A 17,778-nucleotide genomic window follows, 5' to 3' on the forward strand; every position below is an offset into this window, starting at 1 on the left:
TCGCGGGGGCGGCCGCCGGCGCCTTCCGGGCGCGCGCCGGCTCAGAGGCCGTCGGCGGGCACGGAGAGGCGCACGAGGACGTCCGGCTTCACGCGGAGCGTCCCGAGCATCGCGCTGTACGGCCTCACGCCGAACGCGGGCTGGTGCAGGGGCACCTCTGCGACGAGCCGCTCGCCGTCGCGGCTCACCGCGACCTCGATCGGCCGGGTCACCCCGACGAGCGTGAGCGCGCCGCGGACGTCGTAGCCGCCGCCGTCGCGGCGGGAGACGCCCGTGGACACGAAGCGGATGTCCGGGAAGCGCCGCGCGCGCAGCACCGTGGCCGCGATCGCCTCCTCGATCTCCCGCGCGTCCGTGGCGCGGAGCGCTCCCGCGAGCGGGCGGCCGTCGCGCATCGCCCCCACCACGCGCAGCGACGTCGGATCGAGCCGCGCGGCGACCGACGGGACGACCGGGTCCACGACGAGCTCGAACGCCGTGACGCGCAGGAGGAGGTCGTGCGCGAAGGCCGAGAGGGCCCCCTCGCGGAAGGTGAGGACCTCGCAGCGGGCCGCGTCGGGTCCGTAGCTACGCCTCGACAGGCTCGCCGGGTCCGCCATGGCCGCAGGATGGCGTCGTCCCATGGGAGGAGCAAGGACGGCCAGCGGCGCGCGCACCTCGATGGGTCCCATCGGCACAGCGACTGGCAAGTTAGTTCGTACTTACTTACCAATCCGGCATGCCACGGCCGCCCGAACCTCTCCGCGAACGAAAGCCCGCCGAGGACCGCCGGCGCGAGATCGCCGACGCCGCCCTGCGCGTCATCGCCAGCCAGGGGGTCGGCCGCTTCACCGCGCTCGCCATCGCGCGCGAGGTGGGGGTCACCGACGCGGCGCTGTTCCGGCACTTCCCGACCAAGGAGGCCATCGTCCTCGCGGCCATCGACCGCGTGGGGGAGCTCCTGTTCGAGGCGTTCCCGCCGCAGGACGCCGATCCGATCCGGCGGCTCGGCAACTTCTTCCGCCAGCGCGTGGCCGTGATCCGCGGCCGCCCCGGCATCGCCCGGCTCTTCGCCTCCGAGGAGCTCGCGCACGCGGCGCCCGCCGCCGGCGCGGAGCGGCTGGAGGAGTTCCGCGCCCGGTCCACGGACTTCGTCCGCGCCTGCATCGCCGAGGCGCTCCGGAGCGGCGCCCTCGCGAAGGGGCTCCGCGTCGAGGAGGCCTCGATCGTGGTGCTCGGCGCGCTCCTCGCGCTGGCCCACTCGCGCGCCGTGCCGCCCGGCGACGTCGCCGATCTGCCCGAGCGCGTCTGGAGCACGCTCGAGACGTTCCTCCGCGGGGCCGCTCCCCGCCCGCGGAGCGCGGCCCGCCGTCCGCCGCCCCCCACCCGACGGCACCTGACCCGTACTCGAAGCCCAGGAGAACTCCCATGAAGACGAAGCTGCTGCTGCCGCTCGCCCTGTCCGCCCTCCTCTCCCCCGCGCTCGCGCGCGCCCACTGCGACACGCTCGACGGGCCGGTGGTCGTGGCCGCCCGGTCCGCCCTCGAGTCGGGCCAGCTGAACCCGGTCCTCGCGTGGGTGCCGGCCTCCGGCGAGGCCGAGATCCGCGAGGCCTTCGCAAAGACCCGCGCGGCCCGCAAGGCCGGCAAGGAGGCCCGCGAGGTGGCCGACCGCTGGTTCTTCGAGACCGTGGTCCGCGTCCACCGCGCCAGCGAGGGCGCGCCCTACACCGGCCTCAAGCCCGCGGGTGAGGTCGAGCCCGCGGTGGCGGTGGTCGACCAGGCGATCGCGAAGGGCGATCCCAGGGCCATCGACGCGTTCCTCCGGGACTCCGTGCACGGTGGCCTCGAGGCCCGCTGGCGCCGGCTCGCGGCCGAGAAGCCGCCGGCCGACGACGTGGCCGCCGGCCGCCGCTGGGTGGCCGCCTACGTCCCGTTCGTCCACTGGGTCGAGGGGGTGCAGGCCGCCGCGGCTGGGCCCGGCGCGCACGGCCACGCGGGCGCGCCCGAGGCCGCTCACGCTCCGGAGCAGGCCCGGCGTGACCCGGCGCGCGGCGCCGACGCCCGCCACGTCCACTGACGCCGGTCCGGCGCGGCCGGGTGGACACGCCCGCCGCGCCGGATCCCCGCGAGCGCCGGCGACGCTTCCCGCAACGGCTCGACCGCCAGGGCCGCCCTCCGTCATCATCTTGTGAAAGGGAGGGCGGACGCATGCGTCTCGGCAGGGGGGATAGCTCGAACGTGGAGGACCGGCGTGGGCTCGGCGGGGCGGGGCTGCGCCTGGGGCTCGGCGGCACGCTCGTCGTGGCCGCGCTGAGCCTCATCTTCGGGAAGGACTTCCTCTCGATGGTGGGCGGCGGCGAGGCGCCGTCGTCCCCCGAGCAGGTCGAGCAACGCAAGGCGGAGGAGTCCCCGCTCGAGGACGTCGCCGTCGCGTCGTTCAACGACGCCCAGGACGTCTGGACGCGCGAGCTCGGCCGGCGCTACCGCCCGTCGCGGCTCGTGCTGTTCTGGGACGGGACGCGCTCCGGCTGCGGCGACGCCTCCTCGGCGATGGGGCCGTTCTACTGCCCGCTCGACGAGAAGGTCTACATCGACCTCGGGTTCTATCGCGAGCTCGCGCGCCGGTTCGGCGCGCCAGGCGAGCTCGCGCAGGCCTACGTCATCGCCCACGAGGTCGGTCACCACGTGCAAAACGTCCTCGGGATCGCCCCCCGGGTGCGCGAGGCGCAGGAGCGCGACCCGTCGGCGCAGAACGCGCTCTCCGTGAAGATGGAGCTCCAGGCCGACTGCCTCGCCGGCGCCTGGGCCCGGACCGTGGCCGACCGCGGGCAGCTCGACCCCGGCGACCTCGAGGCCGGCCTTCGCGCGGCGGCGGCGGTCGGCGACGACCGGATCCAGCAGACCACCACCGGGAGCGTGCACCCCGAGCGCTTCACGCACGGCACGGCCGAGCAGCGGGCGCGCTGGTTCCGCCGCGGCTACGACACCGCGAAGCTCGACGCGTGCGACACGTTCGGCGGAGCCATCGCCGGCGACGGGGAGGACCGGGGCGCGCCGAGGCCGCGCGGGCGAGCGGCCCCGGAGCCGTGACCTCCTGCGACGGACTCGACGCAGCCGAGCCTCGCGGGTCAGCTGCCAGGCTGGAACGTGGCCGTCACCGTCTTCGCGCTCGTCACTGCCACCGTGCACACGGCGCCCGACACGCTCGTGCAGCCGGACCACGAGGTGAAGATCGAGCCCGCCTCGGGCAGCGCCGTGAAGGTCACCACCTGGGCAGGGCTCGTGTTCGCGATGCTCACCGTGCACACGCCGCTCGCGCAGGTGAGCCCGTCCCCGGACACGCTGCCCTTCCCCGTTCCGTACGTCCGCGTCGTCACCGTGTAGGTCGCGGGCCCGAACGTCGCCGTGACGGTCCTCGCGCTCGTCACCGCCACCGTGCACACCGGTCCGGAGACGCTCGTGCAGCCCGACCACGAGGTGAAGACCGACCCCGCCTCGGGCACCGCCGTGAAGGTCACCACCTGGGCAGGGTTCGTGTTCGCGACGCTCACCGTGCACACGCCGCTCGCGCACGTGAGCCCGTCCCCGGACACGCTGCCCTTCCCCGTTCCGTACGTCCGCGTCGTCACCGTGTAGGTCGCGGGCTGGAACGTCGCCGTCACCGTCCTCGCACTCGTCACCGCCACCGAGCAGACTGGCCCGGACACGCTCGTGCAGCCCGACCACGAGGTGAAGACCGAGTCCGCGTCCGGCACGGCCGTGAAGGTCACGACCTGCGCCGGGTTCGTGTTCGCGACGGTCACCGTGCACACGCCGCTCACGCAGGTGAGCCCGTCACCCGCTACGCTCCCCTTGCCGATCCCGGAGGTCCGCGTGGTCACCGTGTAGGTCGCCGGCCCGAACGTCGCGGTGATGGTCTTCGTACCCGTCACCGCCACCGTGCACACCGGTCCGGAGACGCTCGTGCAGCCCGACCACGAGGTGAACACCGAGTCCGGCTCAGGCACGGCCGTGAAGGTCACCACCTGGGCAGGGTTCGTGTTCGCGACGCTCACCGTGCACACGCCGCTCACGCAGGTGAGCCCATCCCCCGCGACTGCGCCCTTTCCGGTCCCGGACGTCCGCGTCGTCACGGTGTACGTCGCCGGCTGGAACGTCGCGGTGACCGTCCTCGCGCCGGTGACCGCCACCGAGCACACCGGGCCCGACACGCTCGTGCAGCCGGACCAGGAAGAGAACACCGAGTCCGCCTCCGGAACGGCAGTGAAGGTCACCACCTGAGCAGGGTTCGTGTTCGCGACGCTCACGGTGCACACGCCGCTCGCGCAGGTGAGCCCGTCCCCAGACACGCTGCCCTTCCCCGTCCCCGTGGTCCGTGTCGTCACGGTGTAGGTCGCGGGCTGGAACGTGGCCGTCACCGTCTTCGCGCTCGTCACCGCCACCGAGCACATGGCGCCCGACACGCTCGTGCAGCCGGACCACGAGGTGAAGATCGATCCCGCCTCGGGCACCGCCGTGAAGGTCACCACCTGCGCCGGGCTCGTGTTCGCGACGCTCACCGTGCACACGCCGCTCGCGCAGGTGAGCCCGTCCCCGGACAGGCTGCCCTTCCCCGTCCCCGTGGTCCGCGCGGTCACCGTGTAGGTCGCCGGCCCGAACGTCGCGGTGACGGTCTTCGTACCCGTCACCGCCACCGAGCAGACCGCCCCCGACGCGCTCGTGCAGCCCGACCATGAGGTGAACACCGACCCCGCCTCGGGAACGGCCGTGAAGGTCACGACCTGCGCCGGGTTCGTGTTCGCGACGCTCACCGTGCACACGCCGCTCACGCACGTCAGCCCGTCGCCTGCGACTGCGCCCTTGCCGACCCCGGACGTCCGCGTCGTGACGGTGTACGTCGCCGGCTGGAACGTCGCGATGACCGTTCTCGCGCCCGTGACCGCCACCGAGCACACCGGGCCCGACACGCTCGTGCAGCCGGACCACGAGGCGAACACGGAGTCCGCCTCCGGAACGGCAGTGAAGGTCACCACCTGCGCCGGGCTCGTGTTCGCGACGCTCACCGTGCACACGCCGCTCACGCAGGTGAGCCCATCGCCCGCCACGCTCCCCTTCCCCGTCCCGTAGGTGCGCGTCGTCACCGTGTAGGTCGCGGGCTGGAACGTCGCGGTGGCGGTACGCGTGCTCGTCATCGCCACCGTGCAGACCGGCCCCGAGACGCTCGTGCAGCCCGACCAGGACGCGAAGACGGAGTCCGCGCCGGGGGTCGCGGTGAGGGTCACGAGCTGCGCGGGCGTCGTCTTCGGCACCTGCACGGTGCATCCCTCGGACGATCCAGGGGCGCACGCGATCCCGAGGTCGCCCGCGACGCTGCCCTTGCCCAGGCCGGCCGTTCGGACGGTGAGCGCGTAGCTCGTGACGGCGAAGGTCGCGGTGACGTCTTTCGCCGCGTCCATCGTGACGGTGCAGGTCCCGGTGCCCGAGCACGCGCCCGACCACCCCTGGAACGTCGAATCGACGTTCGCCACGGCGCTGAGCGTCACCTGGGCCGGGGCGTCGAAGTCCGCGCTGCACCCCGTTCCGCAGTCGATGCCTGCCGGCGACGAGACGACGCGCCCGGCGCCGGTCCCGGCGCGCGAGACTCGCAGGGGTGCCCACGCGGTGACGAGCTCCGCCCGCACCCGGGTGGCGCCGTCGGCGGGCGCCGAGCCATCCCAGCCCGCGTAGGCCACGAGGGTCTGCCCGGGCGCGCCGCGGCCGATCCGGGCGACCAGGCCCTGCTTCGCAGAGGTGGCGAGCGCGAAGGGGCTCCCGTCCACGAGCGCCCCCGCCCCGCTCACGCGGAGGCCGGCGACCGCTCCGGCGGCTCCGCCCCGGTCCTCCCAGATGACGAGATCGTTCACGCCGTCGAACGCGATCCCCAGCAGGAACTGATGTCCTGGCGCGGTGGTGACCGGGAACCCGCCCGCATCCAGCGCGACGGGATCCGCGCCGGCCGCCCCGACCCGCGTCGCGTAGACGTCGTTGTTCCCGCTCCGGTTGTCGTTCCACGCGACGAGGTACTGCCCGCGGCCGTACGAGATCCGCGGCCCGCCCTGGCCCCCCGGCACGGTGACGAGCGGCAACCCCTGCGCGTCGACGACGACGCCGGAGGTGGACACGCGAGCGCCGTAGATGTCGCCGACGGAGCTCCGTTGATCCGTCCAGACGACGAAGTAGGACTGACCGTCGAAGGCCACGTCGGGCCCCACCTGCCAGCCGGGCGCCGTGGAGATCGGGATGCCGCCGGGATCGAGCACCGTGGCCTGGGGAGAGGACACGCGAGCGCCATAGACGTCCCAGACCCCGTTGCGTTGGTCCTGCCAGGTCACGAGGCAGCTCGAGCCGTCACACGCGATCGCCGGCTGGACCTGGAGGCCGGGCGCGCTGCTGACCTTGACGGCGTCCGCGTCGAGCAGGGCGCCGCCGGGCGTCACGCGTGCAGCACGGATGTCCCCGCCACCGATCGCGCGGTCCTCCCAGGCCAGGAGGTAGTTCGTCCCGTCGAAAGCGACCGTCGGCGCGACCTGATCACCCGGCCCGGTGGCGATCGGGATCGCAGCGGCGTCGAGGACCGTGCCGCTCGCGTTCACCCGCGCGGCGTACACGTCCCAGCCCGCCCCGCTCCGGTTGTCATGCCAGACGACGAGGTAGTCGGCCCCATCGAACGCGACGTCGCCGGCGACCTGGGTGTTCGCGCCGCTCGTGAAGGGCGTGCCGTTGGGCGTCAGCACCCGCCCGGCGCCGTCGACGAGCGTGCCGGAGATCTCCGTTCCCTTGCTCGTGTGACCGTCGCCCCAGACGACGAGCCCGGACCCGGCGCCCCATGCGATCGCGGTTCGCTCCTGACCGTAGAGCCCCGGGGTGAAGGCGAGCCGGTCGAGCAGCGCGCCTTCTGCGCTCAGGCGCGCCCCGTAGACCTGCGAGCCCGAGCCCCCGCCGAGATCGCTCCAGACGACCACCCAGCCCGTGCCGTCGAACCCGACGGAAGGCGAGTACTCCTGGAACGGACTGTTGGAGACGAGGATCCCGTCGGGATCGAGCACCGTCGCGCCCACGCGCGCGCCGTACACGTCCGACGCTCCCATGCCGCTTCGCTCGTCCTCCCAGATGATCAGGGCGGCAGACGGACCGATCGCGATCGCGGGGTGGTGCTGGGCGCCCGGCGCCGCGGACACCAGCGCCTCGCTCCCCTCCAGGACGGCGCCAGCCGCGCTCACGCGGACCGAGTAGATGTCCGTGTCGCCGGGGCCGAGGCCGTTGCGGCCGTCGGACCACGCCACGAGGTAGCTCTCGCCATCGAAGCCGATCGCCGCGAAGTCCTGCCACCCCGCGGCGGCGGACAGCGGGAACTCGGAGCCCAGCGTGAGCGCGCCGGCGCCGGTGGCGCGCGCCGCGTGGAGGCGCGCCGTCCCGCCCTGGACGTCGCTCCAGGCGACGAGGAAGCCCCCGCGTCCGCCCGAGACCGCCGGGAGGATCTGGTCACCCACGGCAGCCGAGATCGGGACTCCTCCGGCGTCGAGCACCTCCCCCGCCTTGCTCACGCGCGCGCCGTAGACGTCGGACGCGCCCGACCGCGCGTCCTCCCAGACCACGAGGTACTGCTCGCCGTCGAAGGCGACGGCCGGCGCGCGCTGGGCGCCGGGGCCGGTGGCGATGGGGATCCCGTGCGGATCGAGCAGCGCCCCGGTCGCGCTGACGCGCGCGCCGTAGACGTCCGCGTCGACCCCGTTCCGCTCGTCCTCCCACACGACGAGGTAGCTCGTGCCGTCGAACGCGACGGCGGGCGCCCTTCGAGCCACGCCGCTGGCGCCCGGGACCGGAGCGTCCATCCCCACCGGTGCGCCGACGATCGGGCCGAGCGCGGAGACGGTCGAGCCGGCGGCGCTGCGAAAGGCGATCGGCGCGCCTTTCGAGTCGCAGCCGAGCGCGAGCGCGACGAGGAGGACGGGGATGACCCGACGCATGGAAATCTCCAGGGATTGGCGGGCGGTGCGCCTTGCCTCGCGGTGAATTTCACCGTACGCGACTGCTGACGGCGGGCGCAAGGCGAAAGCCGACGCAGCGCCACACCTACATCCGACGTGAGTGGCGCTCTCGCGTGCGAGGCGACGAGGCGTCCCGCGTTCCGAGGACATCGCCCGCGCGACGTGACGCGATCGCGACCCCCGGGCCCCGGAGCAGAGCCCGCCGTATCAGAGCCGCGCGCGCGCCACGCCTGGCTCGTCGCGAACGACGCCCGCTCCGCCGGTGACCACGCCGAGGGTGACGCGCGGTGAGCGGCGCTCTCAGCGAGCCTGCGGAAGCGCCGCCCGCTCGTGCTCCAGCAGCCAACGCTTCCGCTCGACCCCGCCGGCGTAGCCGGTGAGCGCACCGCCCGCGCCGATCACCCGGTGGCACGGGATCACGATGGCGAGGGGATTACGACCGTTGGCCGCGCCCACCGCCCGCGCCGCCGAGGGCGCGCCCAGGCGAGCGGCGATCTCGCCGTACGTCCTCGTCTCGCCGAACGGGATCTCGGCGAGCGCGCGCCACACCTCGAGCTGGAACGGCGTGCCGCGGGGGCGGAGCGGGAGGTCGAAGGTGGTCCGCTCTCCCGCGAACCAGCCCTCGAGCTGCCGGCACGCCCGCTCGAGCAGGGCGTCTCCCCGGCCGTCCTCCGCGGCGAGCACCGGCGCGCCGCCCTGATCCTCCATGTACACGGCCACGAGGGCGTCCCCGTCCGCCAGGAGCCGCAGCCTGCCCACCGGACTCTCCATCACCCGCTCACGCAAGGTCATCTCTCCGCTCCTTTCGTCGCCGGGGTCCACAGGTGCATCACCGCGTAGGCGCGCCACGGGCGCCAGCCCTCGGCGCGCACCTCGGCGACCCGGGCCGAGGCAGTGCCCAGCGCGCGGAGCACGCCGAGGTCCGCGGCAGGGAACGCGTCGGGATCGCCGGCCGCGCGCATGGCGATCACCTCGGCGGTCCAGGGGCCCACGCCGGGCAGCTCGAGGAGCCCCGACCGTACGGCCTCTACGTCGGCGCCGCGGTGCAGCGCGAGGCCGCCGCCGGCCACCGCCTCCGCCAGCGCCAGGATCGTCCGGGCGCGTGCCCCGGGCATGCCGACCCCGGCGATCCGGTCGATCCCGGCCGCGGCCACCGCCTCCGGCGTGGGGGCGAGCCGGTCGAGCCCCGGGAACGGCGTCTCGACGGGCTCGCCCAGGGCGGCGGCGAGCCGCCCGGCCACCGTGGTCGCCGCGGCGACGCTGACCTGCTGTCCCACGACGACGCGCACCGCGGCGTCGAACCCGTCGAACGCCCCCGGGACCCGCAGGCCTTCGCGACGACGGACGGAGCGCGCGAAGACCGGATCGCGCCGCAGCCACGTCGCGACCGCGTCGGGCCGTGCGTCCAGATCGAACAGCCCGCGCAGCCGGGCCACGAGCGGCATGAGCGCGCCCGCCAGCGAGAGCGACACCTCGGCTCGCAGGGCCGGCCGTCCCGGGTCGCGCGTCACGGAGACCCAGCCGCTCCGCCCGCCGAGGCGCACCGTCCGGCGATAGGCGCCGCCCTCCACCTGCTCCACCCGCGCCGTGCAGCGCGCGGCGAGGAAGCCGAGCAGCGCCTCCCAGTCCAGCGGCGGGCGGAAGTCGAGGCGGAGGACGAGCGAGCTCGTCGCGGCGCCGTCGCCGTGGGCGCGCCGGATCGCCGAGGGCGGGCGGCCGAAGCGCTGCTGGAAGAGCGCGTTGAACCGGCGCAGGCTCGAGAACCCGGCGGCGAAGGCCACCTCGGCCATCGGGAGCGCGGTGTCGTGGAGGAGCTGCTTCGCGAGCGCCATCCGACGCGACTGCGCCAGCTCGATCGGGGTGACGCCGAGCTCGGCGGCCACCGCCCGGCGCAGGTGGCGGGACGTGACGCCGAGCGCCGCGGCGAGGTCGTCCACCGAGGCCTCGTTGAGGAAGCCCTCCCCGATCCGCGCGGCCGCCGCGGACACGAGGCGCGGGACCGCGTCCACCGGGCCACCCCCGGGCGCGAGCTCCGGTCGGCAGCGGAAGCAGGCGCGGAAGCCCTCGCGCTCCGCCTCCGCCGCGCGCGCGAAGAACACGCAGCGGTCGCGGCGCGGCGTGCGCGCCGGACACACCGGGCGGCAGTAGACGCCGGTCGTCCGGACGCCCACGAAGAAGCGGCCGTCGAAGCGGGGGTCCCGCGCGGTCAGCGCGCCAAAGCAGGTTTCGGCGTCGAGGATCACGCCCCCTGTCTAGCGGCTCGCGCGGACGACGTCTGGCCGTTTTCGGACCTGGGGGCGACGGCGAGAACGCGCACCGGGGCGGGCGCGCTCCGGCGCCAGGCGGCGGACCCGCGCGCGTTCCTGGCGCCGGCGTGAGCGGGTGTGCGCGGCAGCGGCATGGCCCGCTGCGCCACGCCATGAGCGAGCACGCGGGTTCCAAAGCGAGCGGCCGAGCGAGTAGCATCGCATCGTGACCAGTGATCCCGTCGTGCTCGCGCTCCGCGCGGCCATCGCGGCGAACGACTCCGCCGAGCTGCGCGCCGCGCTCGGGGAGCACCTCCTCGGATCCGGCGCGCCGCGGGAGGCGCTCGACGAGCTCGAGGCCGGCCTCCGGCTCGCGCCCGGCTCGGGGCCGCTCCTCGACGGCGCGGCCCGTGCGGCCGAGGCCGCCGGCGACCCCGGCCGCGCCGCCGCGTACCGGCTCGCGGCGAAGGCGCTCGCGGGCCCGCTCTCGCCCGCGACGCCGCTTTCCACCCCTTCCCCCGCCGTCCGCGTGCCCGACGCCCGCGGTGACGTCGACGAGGAGGACGAGGACGAGGACGACGACGAGACGCCGTCCCGCGGCGAGCGGCTCGCGGGCGGACCGAACCTCCGCCTCCTCTCCAGCGACGGCGAGCCGATCGAGGACGACGCGCCTCCCTCCGTCGCGTTCGCCGACGTGGGCGGGATGGACGAGCTCAAGGCCCGGCTCGAGCGGAGCTTCCTCGGGCCGCTGCGCGATCCCGAGACGTACCGGCGCTTCGGCAAGAAGATCGGCGGCGGGATGGTGCTCTACGGGCCGCCCGGCTGCGGGAAGACCTTCCTCGCCCGAGCGCTCGCCGGCGAGATCGGCGCGCGCTTCACCGAGGTCGGGCTGTCCCAGGTGCTCGACATGTGGTTCGGCGAGAGCGAGCGGCGGCTCCACGAGCTCTTCGAGAACGCCCGGCGCCGCGCGCCGACCGTGCTGTTCTTCGACGAGGTCGACGCCCTCGGGCAGCGCCGCTCGCAGCTGCGCGGCACCGCCGGGCGGAACCTCGTGAACCAGCTCCTCTCGGAGATGGACGGGTTCGCGTCGCGGAACGAGGGCGTGTTCTTCCTCGCGGCCACGAATCACCCCTGGGACCTCGACCCGGCCCTGCGCCGGCCCGGCCGCTTCGACCGGCTGGCCTTCGTGCCGCCGCCGGACGCGGAGGCGCGGCAGCGCATCCTGGAGCTGAAGCTCGGGGAGCGGCCCGTCGCGGGCGGCACCGACCTCGCGCGCGTCGCGCGCATGACCGACGGCTTCAGCGGCGCGGACCTCTCCGCGTTGGTGGAGGCCGCCACCGAGCTCGCGATCGAGGCGACCCGCAAGAGGAAGGCGGAGCAGCCCATCGACGACGCGCTCCTCGCGCGCGCCGCGAAGGACGTGAAGCCCTCCACGCGCGCCTGGTTCGAGGTGGCGCGCAACCACGCGATCTACGCGAACGAGGGGGGCGCCTACGACGACCTCCTCGAGCACCTCGAGGCGATCAAGCTCGCATGAGCGCGCCGGGGCTGCAGGGGCTGATCGGGCGGGCGCGCGCCGCGCTCGACCTCGGTCGCCTGGACGAGGCGGAGCGCGCCGCGCGCGGTGCGCTCGCCGTGGATCCCTCCGCCGAGGAGGGCCACGCGCTGCTCGCGCGCGTGCAGCTCCAGCGCGGCGCGAACGACGAGGCGCTCCGGACGGCGGAGGCGGGGATCGGCGCGACGCCGGACTCCGAGTGGCTCCACCGGCTCCGCGCGCTCGCGCTCTCCGCGATGGGGCGCGGCGACGAGGCGCGCGCCGCCGCGGACGAGGCGGTCCGCCTCGCCCCGGACCTCGCGCCGGCGCACTACGTGCGCTCGGTCGTCCTCGAGGCCATGAAGGCCCTCCCCGAGGCGCGCGAGTCCGCCGAGCGCGCGGTCGCGCTCGACCCGGAGGACGCCAGCTACCACGCGCAGCTCGGGGACCTCTGCCTCGCGCGCGATCCTGCGCGCGCCGAGCGGCACTACCGGGAGAGCCTCGCCCTCGATCCGGAGCGCGCCGCCACCCTCAACAACCTCGGCGTCGCGCTGAACGCGCAGAAGCGGACGCGCGACGCCGCGCTCGCCTTCCGCTCCGCGGTGATCCTCGACCCGACGCTCACCGTGGCGAAGCAGAACACCCACGCGTCCGTCCGCAAGCTCGCGGGCGGCGGCACGCTGTTCGCGGTCGCGATCGGGGTGACGCAGGGCGCTCGTCTCCTGGAGCGCATCGGCCGCGGCGCGAGCGAGTCCCTGCGCTGGGTCGCGCTCGCGGTGGTGCTCGCAGGCGCCGTCGCGACGTGGGGGATCTGGTTCTGGCGCCGCACGGCGGGGATCCGGCGGCTCGCGGAGACCGATCCGCAGCTTCACGCGATCTACGTGCGGCTCGAGGCCGACCGGAAGGCGGGGCGGCTGCGGTCGTAGCCGCGGCACGCGCGAAGGCGGATCCGGTCGCGCGAGCTGCCCCGCGCGGGCGGAGCGCAGCCGCGCGCCCGGACGCGTGGGGCCGCCCGCGTCACCCCGCGTGCGAACCCGGCGTTTCCCCCGGCACGCCCCGTCCTCGCCCTTCCCGCGCTCGCCGCCGCCGCCGACAATGCCGCCAAAGCCATGCTCCACGACCCCGTCGCCCGCTGCGAGGAACGCGTCGCCACCCTTGCTGCGGCGTCGCTCGCGCGGGCGCGCGACGAGGCCGACCTCGCCGAGCTGCTCGGCGGGGTGTGGGCGATCGTCGAGGAGGAGCTCGCGTCCGGTCGTCCTGCGGGCAGCCCCGCCCCCGCGTGCGGTCCGGGGTGCGCGGCGTGCTGCACGGTGAACGTCGGGACGCTCGCGATCGAGGGGGCGGTCGCGGCGGCGCTCCTCCGGCGAGACGTCCCGGCGGGCGAGCTGTCCGCGCTGGCGGCGAGGCTCGGCGCGTTCCACGACCGCGTCCGGTGGCTCGAGGACCGGGAGCGCATCTCGGGCCGCATCGCGTGCCCGCTCGCGGACGCGGCCGGGCGGTGCGCCATCCACGCGGCGAGGCCGCTCGCCTGCCGGAGCATCAGCTCGCTCGATCCCGCCGAGTGTCGCCGCGCCCTCGGAGAGCTCGCAGAGGACGAGCCGGGGCTCGTGGCCATGGATACGCTGCAGAAGGCGCTTCACGACACCGCGCGCGAGACCCTCTCCCGCGCGCTCGCGGCGCGCGGGCTCGACGCGCGCCAGCGGGACGTGTCCGGGATGACGGCAACTTTCCTCGGTGGCCCGGCAGCGGTCGCCGGGTTCCTCGCAGGGAGCCGGATCCCGCTCGAGTGAGCCTCCCTGCCGAGCTGCCTGGACGCGCGCGCCCCCGGCCGCGAACCTCGCGGACGCGGGGGGTCCCGATCGACCGTCAGCATCGACCGTCAGCGTCCGCGCTGCGAGGCCCTGGGGCCCTGCTTCTCGACGAACGGATTCCGCGGCTTCCCGACGCGACGCTCGACGTTCCTCTGATGCTCCGCGACGTCGGGCGACGCCGACGCGCCCTCTGCCGCCGCGTCCGCAGCCGCAGGCTGCGCACGGTGCACGGGCTTCCCCTTCTTCTTCCGCTTCGGGCTGACGGGCATGATCTTCTCCTGTGGCCGCAGTTGTAGACGGGATGCCGTCGACGGGCACGCGCAATCGGATCGGGGACGCGGGACCGAGCCGGCGAGACCGCGGATCCCCGCGCCCGCCGCCCCGGGACCGCGCGCGCCGCCGGCGCCCGACGCGGGCCGACGATAAAACCTGCTTACTCAACGCGGGGTTGCGCTGCCTGGCAGGCGTCAGCCCCCCCTGCTACAACCCAGCGCTCGATGCCCGGCACCGACTTCGTCCATCTGCACCTGCACACGCTCTACTCCCTCCTCGACGGCGCGATCCGCATCAAGGACCTGCTGAAGACCGTCCAGGCGAAGGGCATGAAGAGCGTCGCCGTGACCGACCACGGCAACCTCTTCGGCGCGGTCGACTTCTACAAGAAGGCGAAGGAAGCCGGCGTGAAGCCCATCATGGGCATGGAGGCGTACGTCGCCGGCGAGAAGGGCCGGCACGACCGCTCCGAGCGCATCGGCCGCCACCTCATCCTCCTCGCGAAGAACGCCGAGGGCTGGGCGAACCTCCGCTTCCTCTCCTCCAAGGCCTTCACCGAGGGCTTCTACTACGACCCGCGCATCGACAAGCAGCTCCTGCGCGACCACTCGAAGGGCCTCATCGGGATGACCGCCTGCCTCGCCGGCGAGGTGCCGCGCCTCGCCCGGCAGGGCGACATGGACGGCGCGCGGCGCGTCGCGCGCGAGTACCGCGACATCTTCGAGCCAGGCTCGTTCTTCCTCGAGGTCCAGTCGAACGGGATGCGCGAGCAGCTCGACGTGAACGCCAAGCTCGCGCAGCTCGGGCGCGACGAGGGCATCCCGCTCGTCGCCACCGCCGACGCCCACTACGTCTCCCGGCAGGACGCGAAGGCGCACGAGGTCCTCATGTGCATCGCGTCCAACAAGACGTTCCAGGACCCGAAGCGCCTGCGCCACGACACCGACGGGCTCTTCATCCAGTCGCCCGACGACATGGTCGCGGCGCTCCCGGACTACCGCGAGGCGATCGACAACACGCTCCGCATCGCCGAGCTGTGCAACGTCGAGCTGCAGCTCGGGAAGTCCTTCCTCCCGCGCTTCCAGCTCCCCGACGGCGTCTCCGAGGAGGCCTGGATCGAGAAGCTCGCGAAGGACGGGCTCGACGCGCGCTTCCGCGAGATCGACGGCAAGTACCCGCACGACCGCGACGCCTACCGGCAGCGGCTGGAGATGGAGCTCGGCGTCATCAAGAAGATGGGGTTCAGCGGCTACTTCCTCATCGTCCAGGACTTCATCAACTGGGGGAAGCAGCACCAGATCCCGGTCGGCCCCGGCCGCGGCTCGGGCGCGGGCTCCATCGTCGCCTGGTCGCTCCGCATCACCGACCTCGACCCGCTCCGCTGGAACCTGCTCTTCGAGCGGTTCCTCAATCCGGAGCGCGTGTCGATGCCCGACTTCGACGTCGACTTCTGCCAGAACCGGCGCGACGAGGTCATCGACTACGTCCGCGAGAAGTACGGCAAGGACAACGTCGGCCAGATCATCACCTTCGGCTCGCTCAAGGCGCGCTCGGTCATCCGCGACGTCGTCCGCGTGATGGGGTTGCCCTTCGCCGAGGGCGACAAGATCGCGAAGCTCGTCCCGGACCCCGTCCAGGGCAAGACGCCGCCGCTCAAGGAGCTCGTGTTCGGCAGCGACAAGCTGCCGGCGGAGCCGCGGCTGGAGGAGCTCTACAAGAAGCCGACCGTCATCTCGCAGTGGGTCGACGAGAAGGGCGTCCAGCAGACGGTCACGACCAAGGACCTGCTCGACATCGCGATGAGCCTCGAGGGCCTGAACCGCCAGGCCGGGCTCCACGCCGCGGGCGTCGTCATCGCGGACAAGCCGCTCTGGGAGTACGTGCCGGCGTACAAGGACGACAAGTCCGAGATGCTGGTGTCGCAGTTCGCGAAGGAGGAGGTCGAGGCGGCGGGCCTCGTGAAGTTCGACTTCCTCGGCCTCAAGACCCTCACCGTCATCGACGACGCCCTCCGGATGGTGAAGCAGAACCACCCGGAGATGAAGGACTTCACCGCCGCCGACATCCCCATCGACGATCCCAAGGTCTACGAGCTCATCAGCCGCGGCGACACCGCCGGCGTGTTCCAGATGGAGTCCTCGGGCTTCACCGAGATGGTGATCAAGATGAAGCCCTCGCGGTTCGAGGACGTCATCGCCGCGGGCGCGCTCTACCGGCCCGGCCCCCTCGACCAGAAGCTCGAGGACGGCCGCACCATGGTGGACGTCTACATCGACCGCAAGCACGGCCGCGAGAAGGTGGTCTACGACCACCCCAAGCTCGAGCCGGTCCTGGAGCCGACCTACGGCGTCATCGTCTACCAGGAGCAGGTGATGCAGATCTCGCAGGTCCTGGCGGGCTATTCGCTGGGACAGGCGGACCTCCTTCGCCGCGCGATGGGGAAGAAGAAGGCCGAGGTCATGGCCAAGGAGCGCGTCGGCTTCCTCGCGGGCGCCGTCAAGAGCGGCGTGGACGAGAAGGTCGCCGGCGGCATCTTCGACCTCATGGAGAAGTTCGCGGCGTACGGCTTCAACAAGTCGCACTCCGCCGCGTACGGGCTCCTCACCGTCCAGACCGCCTGGCTCAAGGCGCACTATCCGGTCGAGTTCATGGCCGCGCTCATCTCGAGCGAGGCGTCGAACACCGACAAGGTCGTGCTGCACATCTCCGAGGCGCGCGCCGACGGGATCGAGGTGCTCCCGCCGGACGTGAACGAGTCCTTCAAGGACTTCGGCGCGTTCGGCCCGTTGGAGGCGGGGGGAAGTGGGCGAAGCGAGGGCCGCCCCGGCAAAAACTCCAAGGGGCGGATCCGCTTCGGCCTGGGCGCCGTGCGCGGCGTGGGCGACTCCGCCGTGCAGGCCATCCTGGAGGCGCGCGCGGAGGGCGGGCCGTTCAAGAGCCTCTACGACCTCGCCTCGCGCGTGGACTCGAAGAAGATCAACAAGAAGGTGGTCGAGGCGCTCGTGAAGTCCGGCGCGCTCGACTTCGAGGGCGTGCCGCGCTGGCAACTCTTCGCCGGCATCGACTCCGCCTTCGCGGCCGGCGCCTCCGCGCAGGCCGATCGCGCCTCCGGCCAGGCGAGCCTGTTCGGCGCCCTCCCCGCCGCGCAGGTCGAGCAGAAGCCGCGCTACCCGCGGCCCGGCGACGTCATCGGCGAGCTCACCGTCGAGGAGTGGCCGGAGCGCGTGCGGCTCGCGCTGGAGAAGGAGGCGCTCGGCTTCTACCTCACCGGCCACCCGCTGCAGGGCTACGAGAAGGAGGTCCGACGGTACGCCTCGACCACCTGCGCCGCGGTCGCGAACAAGCGGCACGGCGACAAGGTCTCCGTCGTGGGCGTCGTCGCGGCGGTGCGCGAGCGGATGAACAAGGAGAAGGGCACGCGCTTCGGCTTCCTCACGCTCGAGGATCTCACCGGCACGGTCGAGGTGGTGTGCTGGGCCTCGCGCCCGGCGACCGGCCAGCGGCCCGCGCAGAAGGGCTGGACGGACTGGGAGGTCTTCTGCAAGTCCGACGAGCCGCTGCTCGTCCACGGCGAGGTCCGCATCAACAACCGCGAGGAGGAGAACCCGCGGGCGGAGATCACCGCCATCGACATCGAGCCGCTCTCGCTCGTGCGCAAGCAGAAGACCTCCGAGATCGCGCTCCGCATCGACGCGGAGCGGCTCTCGAAGGAGCGCGCGACCGACCTGAAGGCGCTCCTCGCCCGCAACCCCGGCACCTGCACGGTCACCGTGCGCGCCGTCGTCCCGGAGCAGAGCGAGACGACCGTCTCGGTTCCGGCGAAGGTGCAGCCGACGGACGACCTGCTCGAGTCGGCGCGGCGGCTCGGGTTCGAGGTGGAGCTGCGCTGAGCCGGCCGCCGCCGGG

The 17,778-nt window shown here is 73.8% G+C and carries 12 protein-coding genes; 7 read left to right on the plus strand and 5 right to left on the minus strand.

All coding sequences use genetic code 11. The features are described from left to right. Nucleotides 1–41: 41 nt before the first annotated feature. Entirely contained in the window at nt 42–599 is a 558-nt protein-coding gene (locus tag MLV88_RS17545) for a YceI family protein (protein WP_243338171.1), read from the minus strand. Between the two features lie 119 nt (nt 600–718). Between MLV88_RS17545 and MLV88_RS17550 the strand changes: the two genes are divergently transcribed. From MLV88_RS17550 to ypfJ, 3 genes are all read left to right on the plus strand, one after another. Then, entirely contained in the window at nt 719–1,411 is a 693-nt protein-coding gene (locus MLV88_RS17550; RefSeq protein ID WP_243338172.1) for a TetR/AcrR family transcriptional regulator, read from the plus strand. Then, entirely contained in the window at nt 1,408–2,058 is a 651-nt protein-coding gene (locus tag MLV88_RS17555) for a DUF6448 family protein (protein WP_243338174.1), read from the plus strand. The genes MLV88_RS17550 and MLV88_RS17555 overlap by 4 nt, the downstream gene beginning before the upstream one ends. A gap of 131 nt (nt 2,059–2,189) precedes the next feature. Beyond that, nucleotides 2,190–3,071 (plus strand): KPN_02809 family neutral zinc metallopeptidase, encoded by an 882-nt coding sequence (gene ypfJ / locus MLV88_RS17560; protein WP_243338176.1) that lies wholly within the window; start codon nt 2,190–2,192, stop codon nt 3,069–3,071. Between the two features lie 38 nt (nt 3,072–3,109). Here the strand turns inward: ypfJ and MLV88_RS17565 are convergent, their stop codons facing one another. The 3 genes from MLV88_RS17565 to MLV88_RS17575 form a co-directional block, all read right to left on the minus strand. Beyond that, nucleotides 3,110–7,987, minus strand: coding sequence for an InlB B-repeat-containing protein (locus MLV88_RS17565; RefSeq protein ID WP_243338178.1), 4,878 nt, complete (start codon nt 7,985–7,987; stop codon nt 3,110–3,112). 321 nt (nt 7,988–8,308) lie between these two features. Further along, on the minus strand, nt 8,309–8,800 hold the full coding sequence (locus MLV88_RS17570; protein ID WP_243338180.1) for a methylated-DNA--[protein]-cysteine S-methyltransferase: 492 nt from the start codon (nt 8,798–8,800) through the stop codon (nt 8,309–8,311). After that, the gene (locus tag MLV88_RS17575; RefSeq protein WP_243338181.1) at nt 8,797–10,251 is read right to left on the minus strand and encodes a DNA-3-methyladenine glycosylase 2; all 1,455 of its coding nucleotides are present in this window, start codon (nt 10,249–10,251) and stop codon (nt 8,797–8,799) included. Before MLV88_RS17575 ends, MLV88_RS17570 begins: the two co-directional genes overlap by 4 nt. A 229-nt stretch (nt 10,252–10,480) precedes the next feature. Here MLV88_RS17575 and MLV88_RS24685 point away from each other — a divergent pair, with 229 nt between their 5' ends. The 3 genes from MLV88_RS24685 (at nt 10,481) to MLV88_RS17590 (ending at nt 13,578) form a co-directional block, all read left to right on the plus strand. After that, nucleotides 10,481–11,791, plus strand: a complete 1,311-nt coding sequence (locus MLV88_RS24685; RefSeq protein ID WP_243338184.1) for an ATP-binding protein — start codon at nt 10,481–10,483, stop codon at nt 11,789–11,791. Continuing rightward, nucleotides 11,788–12,714, plus strand: a complete 927-nt coding sequence (locus tag MLV88_RS17585) for a tetratricopeptide repeat protein (RefSeq protein WP_243338186.1) — start codon at nt 11,788–11,790, stop codon at nt 12,712–12,714. The genes MLV88_RS24685 and MLV88_RS17585 overlap by 4 nt, the downstream gene beginning before the upstream one ends. Before the next feature lie 183 nt (nt 12,715–12,897). Then, nucleotides 12,898–13,578, plus strand: a complete 681-nt coding sequence (locus tag MLV88_RS17590) for a YkgJ family cysteine cluster protein (RefSeq protein ID WP_243338194.1) — start codon at nt 12,898–12,900, stop codon at nt 13,576–13,578. An 89-nt stretch (nt 13,579–13,667) separates the two neighbouring features. Here MLV88_RS17590 and MLV88_RS17595 read toward each other — a convergent pair whose 3' ends face one another. Continuing rightward, nucleotides 13,668–13,868 (minus strand): hypothetical protein, encoded by a 201-nt coding sequence (locus MLV88_RS17595; RefSeq protein ID WP_242371160.1) that lies wholly within the window; start codon nt 13,866–13,868, stop codon nt 13,668–13,670. 228 nt (nt 13,869–14,096) lie between these two features. On the opposite strand from MLV88_RS17595, the gene dnaE reads away from it, so the two are divergent. Next, nucleotides 14,097–17,762, plus strand: a complete 3,666-nt coding sequence (gene dnaE / locus MLV88_RS17600; RefSeq protein WP_243338196.1) for a DNA polymerase III subunit alpha — start codon at nt 14,097–14,099, stop codon at nt 17,760–17,762. Nucleotides 17,763–17,778: the final 16 nt, after the last annotated feature.

Source organism: Anaeromyxobacter soli (assembly GCF_022808855.1).
Lineage (GTDB): Bacteria > Myxococcota > Myxococcia > Myxococcales > Anaeromyxobacteraceae > Anaeromyxobacter > Anaeromyxobacter soli.